The sequence below is a fragment of the Aeribacillus sp. FSL K6-3256 genome (assembly GCF_037965805.1).
Taxonomy (GTDB): domain Bacteria; phylum Bacillota; class Bacilli; order Bacillales; family Aeribacillaceae; genus Aeribacillus; species Aeribacillus composti.
Map to the genome: position 1 here is coordinate 1205231 of NZ_CP150188.1, position 15157 is coordinate 1220387.

A 15157-nucleotide genomic window follows, 5' to 3' on the forward strand; every position below is an offset into this window, starting at 1 on the left:
TCATTTTTTTAAAGGGAAACATGACAGGTAACCTAGTTTTTTAAGTTTTATCGTTTGGGATTTATTTTAGCATTTGATCATTTCTGAAACTGTTATGATGATAGGGACGGTACGTTTTAAAAAAATGTGAAAATGCAAAAAATTGTAAGACTGTAAAGCATCTTCCTTTATTTGAATTCAGCCCGGGTTACGATCTAGTTATAAAATGGTGAGCACGTAAATGATCGAGAAGATTGGAAAAGAAAGCTGCTGTATGGATGCAGTGAAAGTTTAAAGATTTTGTAAATTAAATTTTTTTATCCCTTCAGCAAAAAGCACTGGCACGTTTTTCTTGATTAAAGCAGCATATGTAGAAAGGGTATTATTTTTTCAACCAAATTCAGAATTGATGAAGAACATAAATGCCCAAAAGTTTGCAGGAAGAGGATATCAATCGACAGTTCATATTGTGAAAATTCGAAAATTTATTTTGTTTCTTATTGCGGCCAAAGCATGGGCCGCTCTTTTGTTTTGAAAAAGAGGAAGACAGATTATGCTAAAATATTTTTAAAATACAATGAATCGACAGCAAGATTTAGAGGGGGAAAACCATGGCGGTTAAAGCAGAGATTGATTTCCAAAAAGAATTATTTGAAGCAGCTAATAAAATGCGCGGAAGCGTGGCTCCAGCTGACTATAAACATTATGTACTGCCGCTTATTTTTTTGCGCTATCTTTCGAATAAATATGAACAGAGCTGCAATGAGTTGGAGCAAATTTTTGCGGAAAATGAAGAAATGCAGCAAGGTTTCGTTTCAGATTCTCATCAATATAGAGATAAAAATGTGTTTGTCGTCCCGAAGGAAGCAAGCTGGCACTATATAATGAAAAATGCTAAACAGCCGAATATTAAAGAAATTCTCGATAATGCGATGAAGCGAATCGAGGAAGAAAACCCAGAATTGACAGGGGTGCTGCCGCAAATTTATCAAGGCTTGAACTTACCGGTAGAAAATGTTGCTGGATTAATTGAAATTTTTTCACGTGATGTGTTTAGTGGCAGCTCGGAAGACAGCATAGATATACTCGGTCGTACTTATGAGTATTTTATTAGTTCATTTGCTTCGTCAGAAGGGAACAGAGGCGGCGAGTTTTTTACCCCATCCTGTATTGTGGAATTGCTGGTGGAGATGCTTGAACCAAAAAGAGGTATCGTGTTTGATCCAGCGTGTGGAAGCGGTGGAATGTTTATTCAAAGCGGGAGGTATGCGCCGAATAAAAAGTCTCTTTTATTTTACGGACAGGAAAATGTCGTCACGACAGTACGTCTTGGAAAAATGAACGTATTGCTTCATGGCATCAATGCGGAAATACGGCTGGGAGATTCGCTGTTGAACGATCAATTTCCTGAATTAAAGGCTGATTATGTGATTGCCAACCCGCCGTTTAATCAAAAAGATTGGGGGGCGGACAGAATATCGAAAAGCGATCCGCGCTTGATCGGGCCTGTTACAAACAGCAATGCAAACTATATGTGGATGCAGCATTTCTTATACCATTTAAATGATGCAGGATCAGCAGGGTTTGTGATGGCAAATGGCGCAATGACAACTAATGTTAAGGAAGAAAAGGAAGTGCGGAAAATATTGGTGGATGAAGGGTACATCGATTGCGTTGTCCAATTGCCGGAAAAACTGTTTTTCACAACAGGCATACCGTGCTGTTTGTTCTTTTTAAGCAAAAATCGCGATGGAAAAAACGGTTACCGTGCTCGAAGAAACAAAATTTTGTTTATCGATGCCCGAAAAATGGGAAAGCCCGTCAGCCGCAAGCAAAAAGCATTGTCTAAAGAAGAAATTGATAAAATCGCATCAGTTTATCGAGCATTTAAATATGAACATGCAAAAAGCTGCGAAAATATTGAAGGTTTCTGTAAAATTGCAAAACTTGAAGAAGTACAACAAAACGACTACAAACTGACACCAAGCATGTACGTCGGAACAGAGGCAGAAGAAGAAGAAGAAGACATTCCTTTTGAGCAAAAAATAGCCGAACTAACGAAACGGTTGCTCGAACAATTTGAAGAATCGAACAAACTACAAGAAAAAATCAAACAAAACCTGGAGGAGCTGATGTATCGGAATGGGGAAAAGTCAAACTTAGTATTCAAAAGGGAAAAAAATGAATGATCTGAGAAAATGTGAAATTTTTTTATCGGTGCTTTCGAAAATTTCCTAATAAAGATTAATCGAGGAAAAAAGGTGGTATTAAGACCTTTCTGTCAGAGAAAAGTGTATTATAATCATTATAAAAGCAGAAGTTAATATGAAACTTTTTCTTCACAAAACCAAACATTTGTTCTATTATTTTATGTAGAAACGTTTAGAGGATAGATATTTGTTATTATAAAATGAATCATGATGGAGGTTTAATATGATGGAAGAAGCGTTAAAATTAATATTATCAGAGCTAAAAGAAATGAAAGAAGGACAATCCCGTTTAGCAGTCGAACAACAAGGTGTAAAGGAACAGCTGAAAGAGCTAAAAGAAGGTCAGTCTCGTTTAGCAGTTGAGCAAAAAGGTATGAAGGAGGAGCTGAAAGAGCTAAAAGAAGGTCAGTCTCGTTTAGCAGTTGAGCAAAAAGGTATGAAGGAAGAGCTGAAAGAGCTAAAGGAAGGTCAGTCTCGTTTAGCAGTTGAGCAAAAAGATATGAAGAAGGAGCTGAAAGAGCTAAAAGAAGGTCAGTCTCGTTTAGCAGTTGAGCAAAAAGATATGAAGAAGGAGCTGAAAGAGCTAAAGGAAGGTCAGTCTCGTTTAGCAGTTGAGCAAAAAGGTATGAAGGAAGAGCTGAAAGAGCTAAAGGAAGGTCAGTCTCGTTTAGCAGTTGAGCAAAAAGATATGAAGGAAGAGCTGAAAGAACTAAAAGAAGGACAACACCGTTTGGCAGTCGAACAACAAGGTGTAAAAGAAGAGTTGAAAGAGCTAAAAGTAGGGATGAAAGAACTAAAAGAAGGACAATCCCGATTAGAAGTAAAAATGGAAAATATCGAACGAAAAATTACAGGAATCCCTAAAACTTATGAGAATTTAGAACAATTTGTAGCACGTCAGCAGCGTGTGATTGAGGAATTGTCAGCACGTTCAGTTGAATACGGGGTAGAGATTAAAGAGATTCATCGCATTTTAAAAAATCAATAAAATAGAGTTTTTTTAGATTCAGAGTGGATTTTAATTGGAAATATGAAAAAGCGCCGAAACATTTTTCATAATGTTCCAGCGCAATCCATAGTCAGCCGAATTTGTGCTGATTATTTTTTAAGGATTGTTCGTTTATCTTCCTTTGACGATGGCAATAATTCCTTCTTCATCATCCAACACAAGTTCAATCCCAGCGTACGGGTCTTCATTTAAAAATTCATCGAGCCAAAGACGCAGAGCTTCGATGATGTTTGCGGTAATAAGTACTTGCTTTCGGTCGTTTACATACGCTTCGGCAGAAAAGCCGTAATCGTCGTCATACATCAGCTCCACTACAACTTCTTCCGGCTTTATTTGTTTTTTTCGGGAAATGTACACGCAGATGGCGTTAATAATATCTTGCTCCGGAATAATCAGCTTTTCCATGGATTTGCAGCCTCTTTTTCTTTTTTATGTTTGATCAGGACGAAAATTTTGCGAATGATCGAGATGAGAATAACGATTGCCAGCAAATTAATGAATAAACCTAAAATTGAACCGAATATACCCATGTTTGCTAGCAGTCCGCCAAATAATAATCCGGCAAGCCCTCCTAACATTAGGCCTTTGAAAAATCCTCCTGATGAGAGTGTGCCTTTGGAGCCGGCAGATTGATTTTTTGGAGTGTTTGCCTTTTTATCTTGGAAATTCGAACTGTTCGTTGTAGTATTTTTATTCAAATTGAAGCTTTTTTTCCCTGATTTGTATGACTTCGCCTCTACTATCGTTGGATGATCTTGAAAAACAACATTTCCAACAGGTGAAAAAATAAGCGCGAAAGTAAACAAAGCTGCTAATAATTTTTTCAATTTCGACTTCCCCCTGTATGAAAGTATTCGTATTTTTTTTGAACTTAGCTTCAATGTTATATACGATAGAAAATCAAATTAGTTTCACGATTTGATATCTTTCTATAATAAACGAATAAAAATTTTTCTTTCATCTAAGCATGTTATTCAACAATTACAAAGTTGTAAACAAGGAATAGAAGACTTTTAAAAAATGGTGAGGCCGTTGTTTTACTTGAATATATTTTATCATGTATACTTGTTTGAAAGTATTTGCGAACTGTAAAACGTTTGGACTGCCATGTTAAAAGAGTTTTTTCAAGTTTCATCAAACTTATCTATGGACGTGTTTTTTTGGAGGCATGAAAGGATGGTTCAGCTAAAAAAATTGGCTTTTAAGCAGAAAACAAAATTGATGTTGCTAATCGTGCTTGCTTTAATCTCTGGTGCTGCCATTATTGGACAAGCTTATTTTTTTGCGGCGATAGTCGATCGCATTTTTTTACAGAAACAGTCTTTTGCTGATGTTTTCCAGTTGCTTTTAGGTTTGTTCATTGTTCTTTTGGCCAGAACTGCATCCCATTATTTCAGCGGTTTAACAGGAATTAAAATAGCGTCCAAAGTGAAAAAAGATCTTCGCCAATCTTTATTAAATAAATTTTCAAGCAACCCGCTGCAAGTATCGCTGCAAGGGAAAACAGGACAAAAAGCAAGTGTATTGCTGGATGCGGTAGATGAAATCGACAGCTACTTTAGCATTTATATTCCAAAGGCAGTTCAAACGTTGATCATACCTCTTCTCATTCTTTTCGTTGTGTTTGCTAGCCATCCATTTACTGGATTAATCATGGTGATTACAGCGCCATTTATACCGATATTCATGATCATCATTGGCTACAAAACGAAAAAGAAATCGGAGGAGCAAATGGAGAAAATGACCGCTTTATCGGGACATTTTCTTGACACCTTGCAAGGGCTGACAACCCTTAAGCTGTTCAACCGTGCGAAACAGCAGAAAGAAGCGATCAGAAAAAGCAGCCATGGCTTTCGTGATGCGACGATGGAAGTATTGAAAATTGCTTTTACCTCTTCTTTTATGCTGGAGTTCATTTCCATGCTTAGTATGGGATTGATTGCCCTTGATGTGGCGATTCGCTTAATTATTTTTCAAAACATTTCTTTTTTTACCGCGTTTTTCATGCTGATTCTAGCTCCTGAGTTTTATAATGCACTGAAAGATTTAGGAAGCGCCTTTCATGCAGGCAGGGGAAGTATGGGGGCGGCAAGAAAGATTGAAGAGGAGCTAAACGCAATCGGAAAGCCAGTAAAATGGGGGAAGGCAGTTTTGCCAAAAGGTGAAGGACCGCCGACCATTCGTATAGAAGGAGCGGGATTTCATTACGAGGGAGATAGGTTTGCCTTAAAAAATATAAATGCTGAAATCCGCCCGTTTGAGCAAGTGGCAATTGTCGGAAAGAGCGGCGCTGGGAAATCGACTTTATTACATGTGATTGCAGGTCTTGTTCCGCTTACTGAAGGGGAAATTTATGTGAACGGAATTCGGCGGTCTGATTTGAACGAAAAGAGCTGGTTCGATGAAATCAGCTATATTTCGCAAAATCCGTATCTTTTTTCTGGAACGATTGCGGAAAATATCGCATTGGGAGGAAAACTCGATGCAACGAAAGAGGAAATCGAACAAGCAGCCGAAAAGGCAGGAATTTTAAAGCTTGTCCAATCACTTGAAAATGGTTTTGATACACCTATTGGAGAAGGAGGAAGGGGAATTTCCGGAGGAGAAAAACAACGAATTGCACTGGCACGAGCGTTTTTGAAAAAACCATCCATTATATTGTTTGATGAGCCGACGACTGGACTGGATCTTCAAACAGAACAAATTTTGCAGGATTCCATAAAGGAATTAGCTCAATCTTCCACCGTCATTACCGTCGCTCATCGGCTTCATACCATTATAAATGCGGATAAAATTCTTTTTTTGGAAAATGGAGAACTCATCGCATCCGGAACACATAAAGAATTGCTGGAATCAGTTGAAGCGTACAGGAAAATGACAACGCTCCAACAGGGAGGCATGGCAAAATGAAAGATTTGCTATTTATTACAAAGCTGACATTAACAGAAAAGAAAGATCTTTTTTTGTCCATTCTCTTCGGATTTATAACAGGAATCGCGACAGTGAGTTTGTTTGCTTCAAGCGGCTATTTGATTTCTAAAGCAGCTCTTGCACCGCCAATTTACACGCTGACTGTTTTCATAGCGTGTATAAAACTGTTAGGGTTTATCAGTGCCGGCAGCCGTTACGGGGAGCGTTATTTTTCTCATCGCGCCACATTCAATATATTAAGCCGGTTGCGAGTTTCTTTTTTTGAAAAGCTGGAGCCATTGGTGCCCGCGATTTTTCTTAAATATCGGAGCGGAGATCTCCTCTCCAGAATTGTCGGCGATGTGGAAACGCTGCAAAACTTCTTTTTGCGTGTTTTTTATCCGCCGATCGTATCCACTCTCATATTTTTATGGACCATTTTTTTCACTTCGTTCTTTTCCTTTTATATTGCCTTGGTGTTATGTATCGGTTTGATTTTCACCACTGTCCTAATTCCGGCTTACTTTGCTTTCAGACTAAAAAAAGTAGAGCGTCATGTTCGGCAAAGCCGCGGGAATTTATCGACAGAAGTTACGGAGTTTTTTTATGGGTTTCGCGATTTAAAAATTTATCAACAGCTTGAGCATAAACAAGAGAAGCTTACCCAACGCTCCGATGCTTATTTGAAAGAACAGGAACGTGAAGCAATCCATAACCTCTTCAGTCAATCTGTCAATACGTTTGTATCTTTAATTGTCTCTTGGATTATTCTTTTGCTTGGCGTCTATTTCGTTGCAGGCGGTCAATTAGATGGTATTTTTCTTGCCATGCTTGTAATGATTTCATTAACTGTTTTTGAACATGCGGCACCGATGGCTGCTTTTCCAAGTTATTTAGAGGACAGCCGTCAAGCTGCTGCAAGACTATCAGACGCCACGCATCAAGACTCTTCTGTAAAAACGTCTGATGAGAAAGAAATGAAGGAGCTTCCCGGTCAACAAGCTCCATCAATTGTCATGGAGAATGTCACCTTTCATTTATTTGGTGAAATTTTAAAAAATGTTTCAATTACATTTCCGGCAGGATCGAAAACAGCCATTGTCGGACCTAGTGGTTCGGGCAAATCGACCTTGCTGGCCCTTTTATTAAAAATTTATAAAAACTTTCAAGGGGTGATTCGGATCAACGGCATCCCGATCGATCAATTAGATGACGATAGCCTTTGGAAAAATGCGAACGTTATTTTGCAGGACAACCACTTTTTCTACGGTACCGTTCGCGATAACCTAATGATTGCTAAAGATGCAGTGCTTGACGAAGATTTGGAAGATGTGCTGAAAAAGGTGAAGCTTGACTATCTTTCTTTGGCCGATCCGTTGTTAGAAAGAGGAGGAAATTTATCGGGCGGGGAAAAGCAAAGACTGGCGATCGCCAGGGTATTGTTGAAAAAAGCTCCGCTATGGATACTTGATGAACCGACATCATTTTTGGATGCTTTAACGGAAAAGTCTATTTATCATCATCTGTTTGAAGCTGCTAAAAATGATACCGTCATCCTTGTCAGTCATCGTCTGGCCGGTCTGGAAAACATGGATCAAATTATCGTTATGGATGAAGGAGCTATTGTAGAAGCGGGAACCTACAAAGAATTGATGAACAAAAAAGGATACTTTTATCAAATGAAGCAAATTGAACAAAGTGTCTTTACAGCAAATTAAAGAAAGCCGACATGGAGCAAACTGTCGGCTTTTTTTCGATTGATTTCTAAGCTTGCTTCAATTTTTATCCTCTTTTGGATATGAGCTCATCTTTCACTGCTGTCCAAAATGATAAAGCTGCAGCAGCGAATAGCACGAGAAAGGGGGCAAACGTAATTAAAAAAGTCTTCATCGTTCCACACTCCTTATTTTGCGTTTTGCCCTTTCACATAATCTTTATCGAACAGAAACAGTTTTATTAGTAAATAAAGGGAAGGGAGCAAAAGGGCTAATCCTAAAATAAAAACGATGATCAGGGAAATGGCCATAGCTTCGTTTGTAAAACTGTCATAAATGGACAAATATGGATAAAGCAAGTACGGATAATGGGAGATTCCATATCCAAAGAAAGCTAACAGAAATTGACCTACTAACAATCCGAATGCCAATCCATAATTTTTTCTTTTCCAAATGAGCCAGACAGTCCCGACATATAAAAGAAACGATAAAGCGAACATCCACCATAAATTAAGGATGCGTTCAAAATGCTCTTGGTTGTGATAGCTCAGTTCATAAATGATGCCGCAAGCTGTTATGATTAAAGGAAATGCCCAGAAAAGAGCATATTTTCTCATTAAATTCGTTGCGTCTGTATCACCAGTTTGATTCGCGTACCATGTAAGAAAAACAGCTGAAATATAAAGGACGGCCGTAATACTTAAAACGACGATGCTCCAAGATAATGGGCTTTTAAATAATGCTACGTAGTTTAAAACTGGATGCTCATCCACCATCGAGACAAATCCGCCTTCAGAAATGGCTAAGACGACAGATAATGATGCAGGGATCAATAATCCAGACAATCCATACATAAAGGCATACCCTTTATGCCCTTTTGATGAATACGTTTCAAATGCGTAATAAGACCCGCGAATGGCAAGCAAAATAATCGCAATGCTTCCCGGAACAAGGAGAGTTGTCCCATAATAAAATGCGGTTTTTGGGAAAAAACCGACAATCCCAACAAAGAAGAAAACGAAAAATACATTGGTTACCTCCCAAACTGGAGACAGGTAGCGTTGAATAATTTTGGACAATATATGCTGCTTGCCACTCAAAATGCTGTAAGCATTAAAGAATCCAGCGCCGTAATCAATGGATCCAACGATCACATAGCCGAACAAAAAGATCCAAAGGACGGATATCCCAATAATCTCCAAGCTCATGACTGCTCACCGCCTAATCGATTTTCAAGCTCTCTTTCCACCGGATTATTTTTAAACAACCGGCGAAGAATCACAATCGTGCCGATTCCTAAAATCAAATACAAAATGGCAAAAAGAATGAGCATAAGACCTACATGGCCGCTTGAAGTTGCTGCTTCACCCGTTGTCATAATTCCGCGAAGGATCCAAGGCTGACGGCCAAATTCAGTCAACCACCAGCCAGCCTCAATCGCGATAAAAGATAGAGGCCCTCCGAGCACAATGAGCATGCGGAACCATTTTTGGTTGATGAAAGCCCATCCGCGCTTCACTCCAATCCAATAGATAAGTGCTAATAAAATCATGAAAACGCCAATGGCTACCATAATATCAAAAAAATAATGAATATAAAGCGGAGGAGATTCAAAATTTGAAAATTGGTCTAGTCCGATAACTTCTGCATTTGGATCTCCATGCGCCAAAATACTGAGCAAATATGGGAATTTAAGTGCATATTTAATGTTTTGTTCGTCATCTAAAATACCAAACATGACTAGAGGAGCATTTCCTTCTGTTTCAAAATGCCATTCCGCAGCCGCCAATTTCTCTGGCTGGTACTCAGCTAAATATTTGCCGGAAAAATCTCCGATAACAGCTGTTGCAATGGAGAAAATCAGTCCTATTTTCATAGTTAAAAACAAGGCTTTTTTATGATAAACATGGTTGGAGCCTTTTAATAATTGGCATGCTGCAATAGATGCCAGCGTAAAGGCGGCTGTCATAAAGGCGGTTGCGACTACGTGTGCGACTTTTGTCGGCATGGCCGGGTTAAAAATCGCACCCAGCGGATTGACATTGATGAGTTCACCATTTACAATGTCAAACCCTTGCGGCGCATTCATAAAAGAGTTGACGATGGTAATAAAAAAGGCAGAAAAGGCGGCGCCAAGGGAGACAGGAATCAGAAAGAGCAGGTGCTTCCGCTGATTTTTAAATCGTTCCCAAGTGTACATATAAATTCCGAGAAAGATTGCTTCAAAGAAAAAAGCAAATACTTCCATAAAAAGTGGCAATGCGATCACATTTCCGGCAAGTTCCATAAAATTCGGCCAGAGCAATGACAGCTGGAGTCCAATCGCAGTTCCTGTTACAACGCCGACAGCTACGGTGATGACATACCCCCGCGCCCAACGTCTAGCCATTAAAAGATAATGTTCGTCATTTTTTTTGATCCCAACCCACTGGGCAATCATGATCATCAACGGAACGCCTACCCCAATGGTTGCGTAAATAGCGTGAAAAGAAAGTGTAAGGATAGTCAGCATTCGACTGCTGAATACGGGGTCTTCAAATAACAATTTTATTTCCTCCTTTTGAATGGGATAAATCTTTGAAACCGGTCATGAGTATATGATCAGGATGAACCAATACAATATGATTTCATTTTACTTTATAAAAATGTGCTCTTTGTCAATTCTCTTTGACAAATGTATATATAGAGAATGAAAAATATGTGAACATTGGCTCTTTTCGCTTAGTTTATGCCATATTATAGCATTTTAGGCAGCCTGTACCATTTGCAAAATCTGAAAAAATCAGCATTGCTCAACATATGTTTGTACAAATATTTAAAGAATATACATGATTTTCAAATCATATCGGATTATCTGCCGGGTTAAGAAAATATAGGGTTAAGTCCTGTGAAAAAAATCCATGTTTTCCCTAGCTTAAAAAGCCTGAAAGCAGCCAACAAGATTCTGTTTATGTTTGGCTGCGAAATTGGCAGAACGTTTGAATCCGTAATCGAACGGATTGTTGCTGCCGCCTCTAAATGTATATTTTTTGGCAAACAAAAAACGGCTGCATTCATCTTGACTATATAAAATCAAAAATGTTACATAGTCCGTTCTAAATCGCACGGGTTTTTAGCTGCTGTTCATCCGGTTAAATAGAGTCAAAACAGCTTCGAATTTATGTTGTATATTCATAAGCATGCTAGTTTGTGGGCAGGAAGCGTTCGTGCTATGATTTTTTATAAACAGCTGCCAAGGAGGGATGGATCGTATGGTGAAGAAAGTAATATTGAATGGTGTAGAGATACAAGTAGAGGAGTATGAAGAGGAAGTGGTTCATCAACCAAACGGTGAGCCATTACATAAAATTCGTTTTGCTTTTAAGGTGAGAAGCGATGAATATCATGATATTACGACGCTGCTGTATCAGCAAACGTTTGATGTGTCAGTTCCTGAAAGAGACCTGAACTTTAGGGGGACGATACAAAATTATTCCACTTCTGTGACGAATTTGTACAAAAAAAATCAGGTTGGTGATTTTCGATTAGAATTAATTGAGACGATTTAACAATGATTGTTTCAATGGCGTAATCCCATGGTGTTCGAAGAAACAGAGGGAGGCACTATGTCAATTCATGTAGAGCATTTGTACAAGCAATTTCGAGTTCACGTTCGGCAAGCAGGGTGGACGGGTGCTGTACGCAGTTTGTTTAAAAGGGAAATTCGTACTGTGGAAGCGGTGCGAGACATTTCATTTACCATTCCTTCGGGAGAAATTGTCGCATTTTTAGGGCCGAACGGAGCGGGGAAAACAACGACAATTAAAATGCTGGCCGGTTTGCTTTATCCAAGCTCCGGGAGCATTCAAGTTGCCGGATATGTACCGTTTGAACAAAAAGCGGAATTTAAGAAGATCATGAGTTTAGTCATGGGACAGAAAAGCCAGCTCATATGGGATATTCCGCCGATGGAAACGTTTCTCGTCAATAAAGCGATATACGAAATAGAAGACCGTGCGTTTCGGCAAACGTTGGATGAGCTTGTCGAGCTGCTGGAGTTAGAAGAGCTCTTGACGAAACCAACGCGGAGTTTGTCTCTCGGACAGCGGATGAAATGCGAATTGGCAGCCGCGCTTTTGCATCGGCCGAAGGTTTTATTTTTGGATGAACCGACGATCGGCTTGGATGTCCATACGCAGGAAAAAGTCCGCCGCTTTATAGGACAATATAACCGCGAGCACCGAACGACAGTATTGTTGACATCGCATTACATGGGCGATGTGACAGCGCTGTGCGATCGGGTGCTCATTATTAATCATGGGAAGCTGTTGTATGATGGTGAATTGGACATGTTGACGGAAAAATTGACGCCGTATAAATTGCTAGAGGTTCAGCTTTCGTCCATTCCCGATATTTCATGGGATGCATACGGCGAATTAGTCGATGCAAAAGAGGGTAAAGTAACGCTTCGTGTGCCGAGGGAACGCATTCACGAGGTATCCTCCCGATTTTTGCAGCAGTTTGATGTTAGCGATTTAAATATAGAAGACCCGCCGATGGAAGAAGTGATAACGCTCGCGTTTCAGGAGGATGCACATGTTTCGTAAATACTCTGTTCTCCTTCGCATGAAATATGTGGAGATGTTTGCCTACCGGCTGGCGACGATCGTGTGGATGACAGGAGCCATGGTTCAGCCGCTGATCACGATGATGGTCTGGATGAATATTGATCCTGATCAGGAGAATGCGTTTATTTTTTACTTTGCGGCATTGATTTTTGTTGAACGCATGACAAGCGCTTGGGACGTTTGGGAATTGGAGCGTGAAATAAGGGAGGGAACCTTTTCTTATCAAATTGTCCGTCCGTTTCACCCGATACATTGGGCCATTGCTGAAAATATCGTGTATAAAGCGTTATTTTTAGTCATTTTAATTCCGGCATGGGGCCTCTTGGCGGTCTTTATTCCGGCGCTGCGGCTGGATCAAATAAGTGCGGCGCAGTGGCTGTTATTCTTTTGTGCGCTTTTATTGGCAGCGGTCATTCGTTTTTTATTCAGCTACACATTTGGTCTGTTAGGTTTTTGGGTGACAAAAGTGACGGCTTTGTATGGCATGTTTGAAGCGGTGTCTCTCTTTTTGTCGGGCCGCATTGCACCGATGTCGCTCCTGCCTCCGTTTTTGAAAACGATCAGCTTTTATTTGCCTTCGATATATGGTCGGGTTTCCAATCGAAATTTTGACCGGAAGCGTCCAAGGGATGGATATTGTGTACGGATTTGGATGGGCTGCAGTTTGGTGCATGTTTTTTATGCTTGCAGTATTGTTGCTTTGGAAGGCTGGTCTAAGGAAAAACCAAGCTGTGGGGGGATAATGTGAAAAGACATTGGCGCATTTTTTGTGAATTTTTTCGGACTTGTTTAGTGGAGGAGCTCGAATATCGCAGCGAATTTTTAGGAAATTTCCTGTCGAGTTTGTTTGGCATTGGGATGGCTATTTTGACAATTCAAGTATTTTTTTATCAAACAGATAACCTCGGCGGTTGGAAATATGCGGATGTTCTGCTGCTTCTTGGTATATTCAATACGCTGCAAGGATTGATTGATTTTGCCCTGAGGCCCAACATGTCCCGTCTGCTGCAGCATATTCGCATGGGGACGTTTGATTATGTATTGACAAAGCCGGTCGACAGCATGTTTTATGTCAGCTTCCGCCATTTAGTGTTTTGGCGCTTAATTGATGTGTTTCTTGGCATCGGCTTGATAATCTATGCGTTAATACAAAAACATTATATGCCGACAATAATGGATGCAGTGATGTTTTTCATTAGTATCGGATCTTCGCTTGTCCTGATTTACGCGCTGTGGATGATGCTGATGACCACCTCCTTTTGGGTTATTCGTATCGATGATCTATCGTTTGTTTTTAATTCATTTTTTGAAACAACACGGTTCCCAATCGGAATGTATAGAGGCTGGCTTCGCATCGTGCTCACATACATTTTGCCAGCTGCCTTTATTACAAGCACGCCGGCGTTGTCTTTGCTTGGAAAATGGAACGGGATGACAACAATCCTATCCGTTGTACTTGCCGGGCTGTTCTTATGGATATCGCGCCGGTTCTGGCGGTATGCGCTCCGATCGTACACAAGTGCAAGCAGTTAAATATTCCGTGCATTGAAAAATGGCAGCAGAGAATGTGAAAAATTTGCTAATAATTTCAAACGGTAGATTTTGGTTAAGGAATGACCGAATAGCTTATTAGATGGATAGATGAAAAAGCAGAGGGGTTACAGTTTTTCAGTTGCTTTTCCCCAGCTGTTTGGCACGATAAAAGACAATGATCAATGGATGATTTTTTCGAACAAGCAGTCTGCCAAAATCAGTCGATGTCGCTTGAAAGATATATATTTCTCCCCTCATTTTTCCCAGCCTGACCTCGCTTAGGTTTTCCAGTGAAACAGTTTCCTTGTATGGACAAATAGAGAAAAAAAGAAGAAAAGGATTTTTTCTGCTTCTGTCGAATATTTTATTTTAGAGGTGTGATTAAAAAGGAAGGTTCCCATTATGGAAAAAGAAATTATTTGTAAAAGAGAAATAATCAAAATTGATCATCAAAACAAGAAAGTGGTGATAGATGAAATTGCGATAGAGTATCCGTTAACAATTTTTGTGGACAATGAGGAATTCGCCACATTAGTATGCTCGCCGTCCCATGTAGAGGAGCTTGTATTGGGCTTTTTAGCTTCAGAAGGGATAATCCGCATAAAAGCAGATGTGAAAGCGCTTCAAATTGATGAGGATAAGGGGTTTGCCTATGTTCATTTGCATCAGCCGATAGGGGATAAGAAAGAGTTTGTTTCCAAACGCTTTATCGGCTCCTGCTGCGGAAAAAGCCGACAGTTTTATTTTTATAATGATGTGAAAACAGCGAAAACGATTATGAACAGCATGACGATTTCTGCCGCACAATGCTTTCAGTTAATGGAAATGTTACATGAAGCTTCATCGGCTTTTAAGCGTACTGGAGGAATTCATCATGCGGCATTATGTTCAAAAGAGGGATTGATTAAGACATTTTCTGACATTGGACGACATAATGCTTTAGATAAATTATATGGCTTCTGCCTAAACGAAAACATTTCTTTAAATGATAAAATAATCGCTTTCAGCGGGCGGATTTCCTCAGAGGTAGTGCTGAAGGTTTCGAAAATTGGATGCGGTATACTTCTATCAAAATCGGCTCCAACAAATTTGGCACTTCAATTGGCAGAAGATTTAAACATTACGACTGTTGGGTTTATACGGGAAAATAAAATGAACATTTATACACATAGCAACAGAATAACAAAATAACAG

The 15157-nt window shown here is 39.7% G+C and carries 13 protein-coding genes and 1 pseudogene; 9 read left to right on the forward strand and 5 right to left on the reverse strand.

Going from position 1 to position 15157, the window contains the following annotated elements:
* The first annotated feature begins 590 nt into the window (after window positions 1-590).
* On the forward strand, window positions 591-2168 hold the full coding sequence (locus NSQ84_RS05895; RefSeq protein ID WP_130156735.1) for a class I SAM-dependent DNA methyltransferase: 1578 nt from the start codon (window positions 591-593) through the stop codon (window positions 2166-2168).
* A 244-nt stretch (window positions 2169-2412) separates the two neighbouring features.
* Window positions 2413-3177 (forward strand): hypothetical protein, encoded by a 765-nt coding sequence (locus NSQ84_RS05900; protein WP_339199374.1) that lies wholly within the window; start codon window positions 2413-2415, stop codon window positions 3175-3177.
* Between the two features lie 132 nt (window positions 3178-3309).
* On the opposite strand, the gene NSQ84_RS05905 is transcribed toward NSQ84_RS05900, so the two are convergent.
* Together NSQ84_RS05905 and NSQ84_RS05910 are read right to left on the reverse strand one after the other, a co-directional pair.
* Window positions 3310-3603, reverse strand: a complete 294-nt coding sequence (locus tag NSQ84_RS05905; RefSeq protein WP_063386402.1) for a YxcD family protein — start codon at window positions 3601-3603, stop codon at window positions 3310-3312.
* Window positions 3591-4025 carry a hypothetical protein gene (locus NSQ84_RS05910; RefSeq protein WP_063386401.1) on the reverse strand — a complete coding sequence of 145 codons (435 nt, stop codon included), beginning with the start codon at window positions 4023-4025 and terminating at the stop codon, window positions 3591-3593. The genes NSQ84_RS05905 and NSQ84_RS05910 overlap by 13 nt, the downstream gene beginning before the upstream one ends.
* Before the next feature lie 349 nt (window positions 4026-4374).
* Between NSQ84_RS05910 and cydD the strand changes: the two genes are divergently transcribed.
* Window positions 4375-6108 carry a thiol reductant ABC exporter subunit CydD gene (cydD, locus tag NSQ84_RS05915; RefSeq protein ID WP_339212372.1) on the forward strand — a complete coding sequence of 578 codons (1734 nt, stop codon included), beginning with the start codon at window positions 4375-4377 and terminating at the stop codon, window positions 6106-6108.
* A complete protein-coding gene (gene cydC / locus NSQ84_RS05920) occupies window positions 6105-7826 on the forward strand; it encodes a thiol reductant ABC exporter subunit CydC (protein ID WP_339212375.1) in 1722 nt (573 codons plus the stop codon). Before cydD ends, cydC begins: the two co-directional genes overlap by 4 nt.
* Before the next feature lie 185 nt (window positions 7827-8011).
* Here cydC and NSQ84_RS05925 read toward each other — a convergent pair whose 3' ends face one another.
* From NSQ84_RS05925 to NSQ84_RS05935, 3 genes are all read right to left on the reverse strand, one after another.
* Window positions 8012-9031, reverse strand: coding sequence for a cytochrome d ubiquinol oxidase subunit II (locus NSQ84_RS05925; protein ID WP_063386398.1), 1020 nt, complete (start codon window positions 9029-9031; stop codon window positions 8012-8014).
* Window positions 9028-10368 (reverse strand): cytochrome ubiquinol oxidase subunit I, encoded by a 1341-nt coding sequence (locus tag NSQ84_RS05930; protein ID WP_144597509.1) that lies wholly within the window; start codon window positions 10366-10368, stop codon window positions 9028-9030. The genes NSQ84_RS05925 and NSQ84_RS05930 overlap by 4 nt, the downstream gene beginning before the upstream one ends.
* A 369-nt stretch (window positions 10369-10737) precedes the next feature.
* Window positions 10738-10929 (reverse strand): hypothetical protein, encoded by a 192-nt coding sequence (locus tag NSQ84_RS05935; RefSeq protein ID WP_117017358.1) that lies wholly within the window; start codon window positions 10927-10929, stop codon window positions 10738-10740.
* A gap of 145 nt (window positions 10930-11074) precedes the next feature.
* On the opposite strand from NSQ84_RS05935, the gene NSQ84_RS05940 reads away from it, so the two are divergent.
* The 5 genes and pseudogenes from NSQ84_RS05940 (at window position 11075) to fdhD (ending at window position 15154) form a co-directional block, all read left to right on the forward strand.
* Window positions 11075-11371: a DUF3219 family protein gene (locus NSQ84_RS05940; RefSeq protein ID WP_094245447.1), complete on the forward strand. Its 297-nt coding sequence runs from the start codon at window positions 11075-11077 to the stop codon at window positions 11369-11371.
* Window positions 11372-11428: 57 nt separating this feature from the next.
* Window positions 11429-12409: an ATP-binding cassette domain-containing protein gene (locus tag NSQ84_RS05945; protein WP_094245448.1), complete on the forward strand. Its 981-nt coding sequence runs from the start codon at window positions 11429-11431 to the stop codon at window positions 12407-12409.
* Window positions 12399-13173 (forward strand): annotated as a pseudogene (locus NSQ84_RS05950) (ABC-2 family transporter protein). The gene NSQ84_RS05945 and the pseudogene NSQ84_RS05950 overlap by 11 nt, the downstream one beginning before the upstream one ends.
* A 1-nt stretch (window position 13174) precedes the next feature.
* Complete coding sequence (locus tag NSQ84_RS05955) at window positions 13175-13963, forward strand: ABC-2 family transporter protein (RefSeq protein WP_339212379.1); 789 nt, start codon at window positions 13175-13177, stop codon at window positions 13961-13963.
* A 402-nt stretch (window positions 13964-14365) separates the two neighbouring features.
* Window positions 14366-15154, forward strand: coding sequence for a formate dehydrogenase accessory sulfurtransferase FdhD (fdhD, locus tag NSQ84_RS05960; protein ID WP_094245450.1), 789 nt, complete (start codon window positions 14366-14368; stop codon window positions 15152-15154).
* The last annotated feature ends 3 nt before the right edge of the window (window positions 15155-15157 follow it).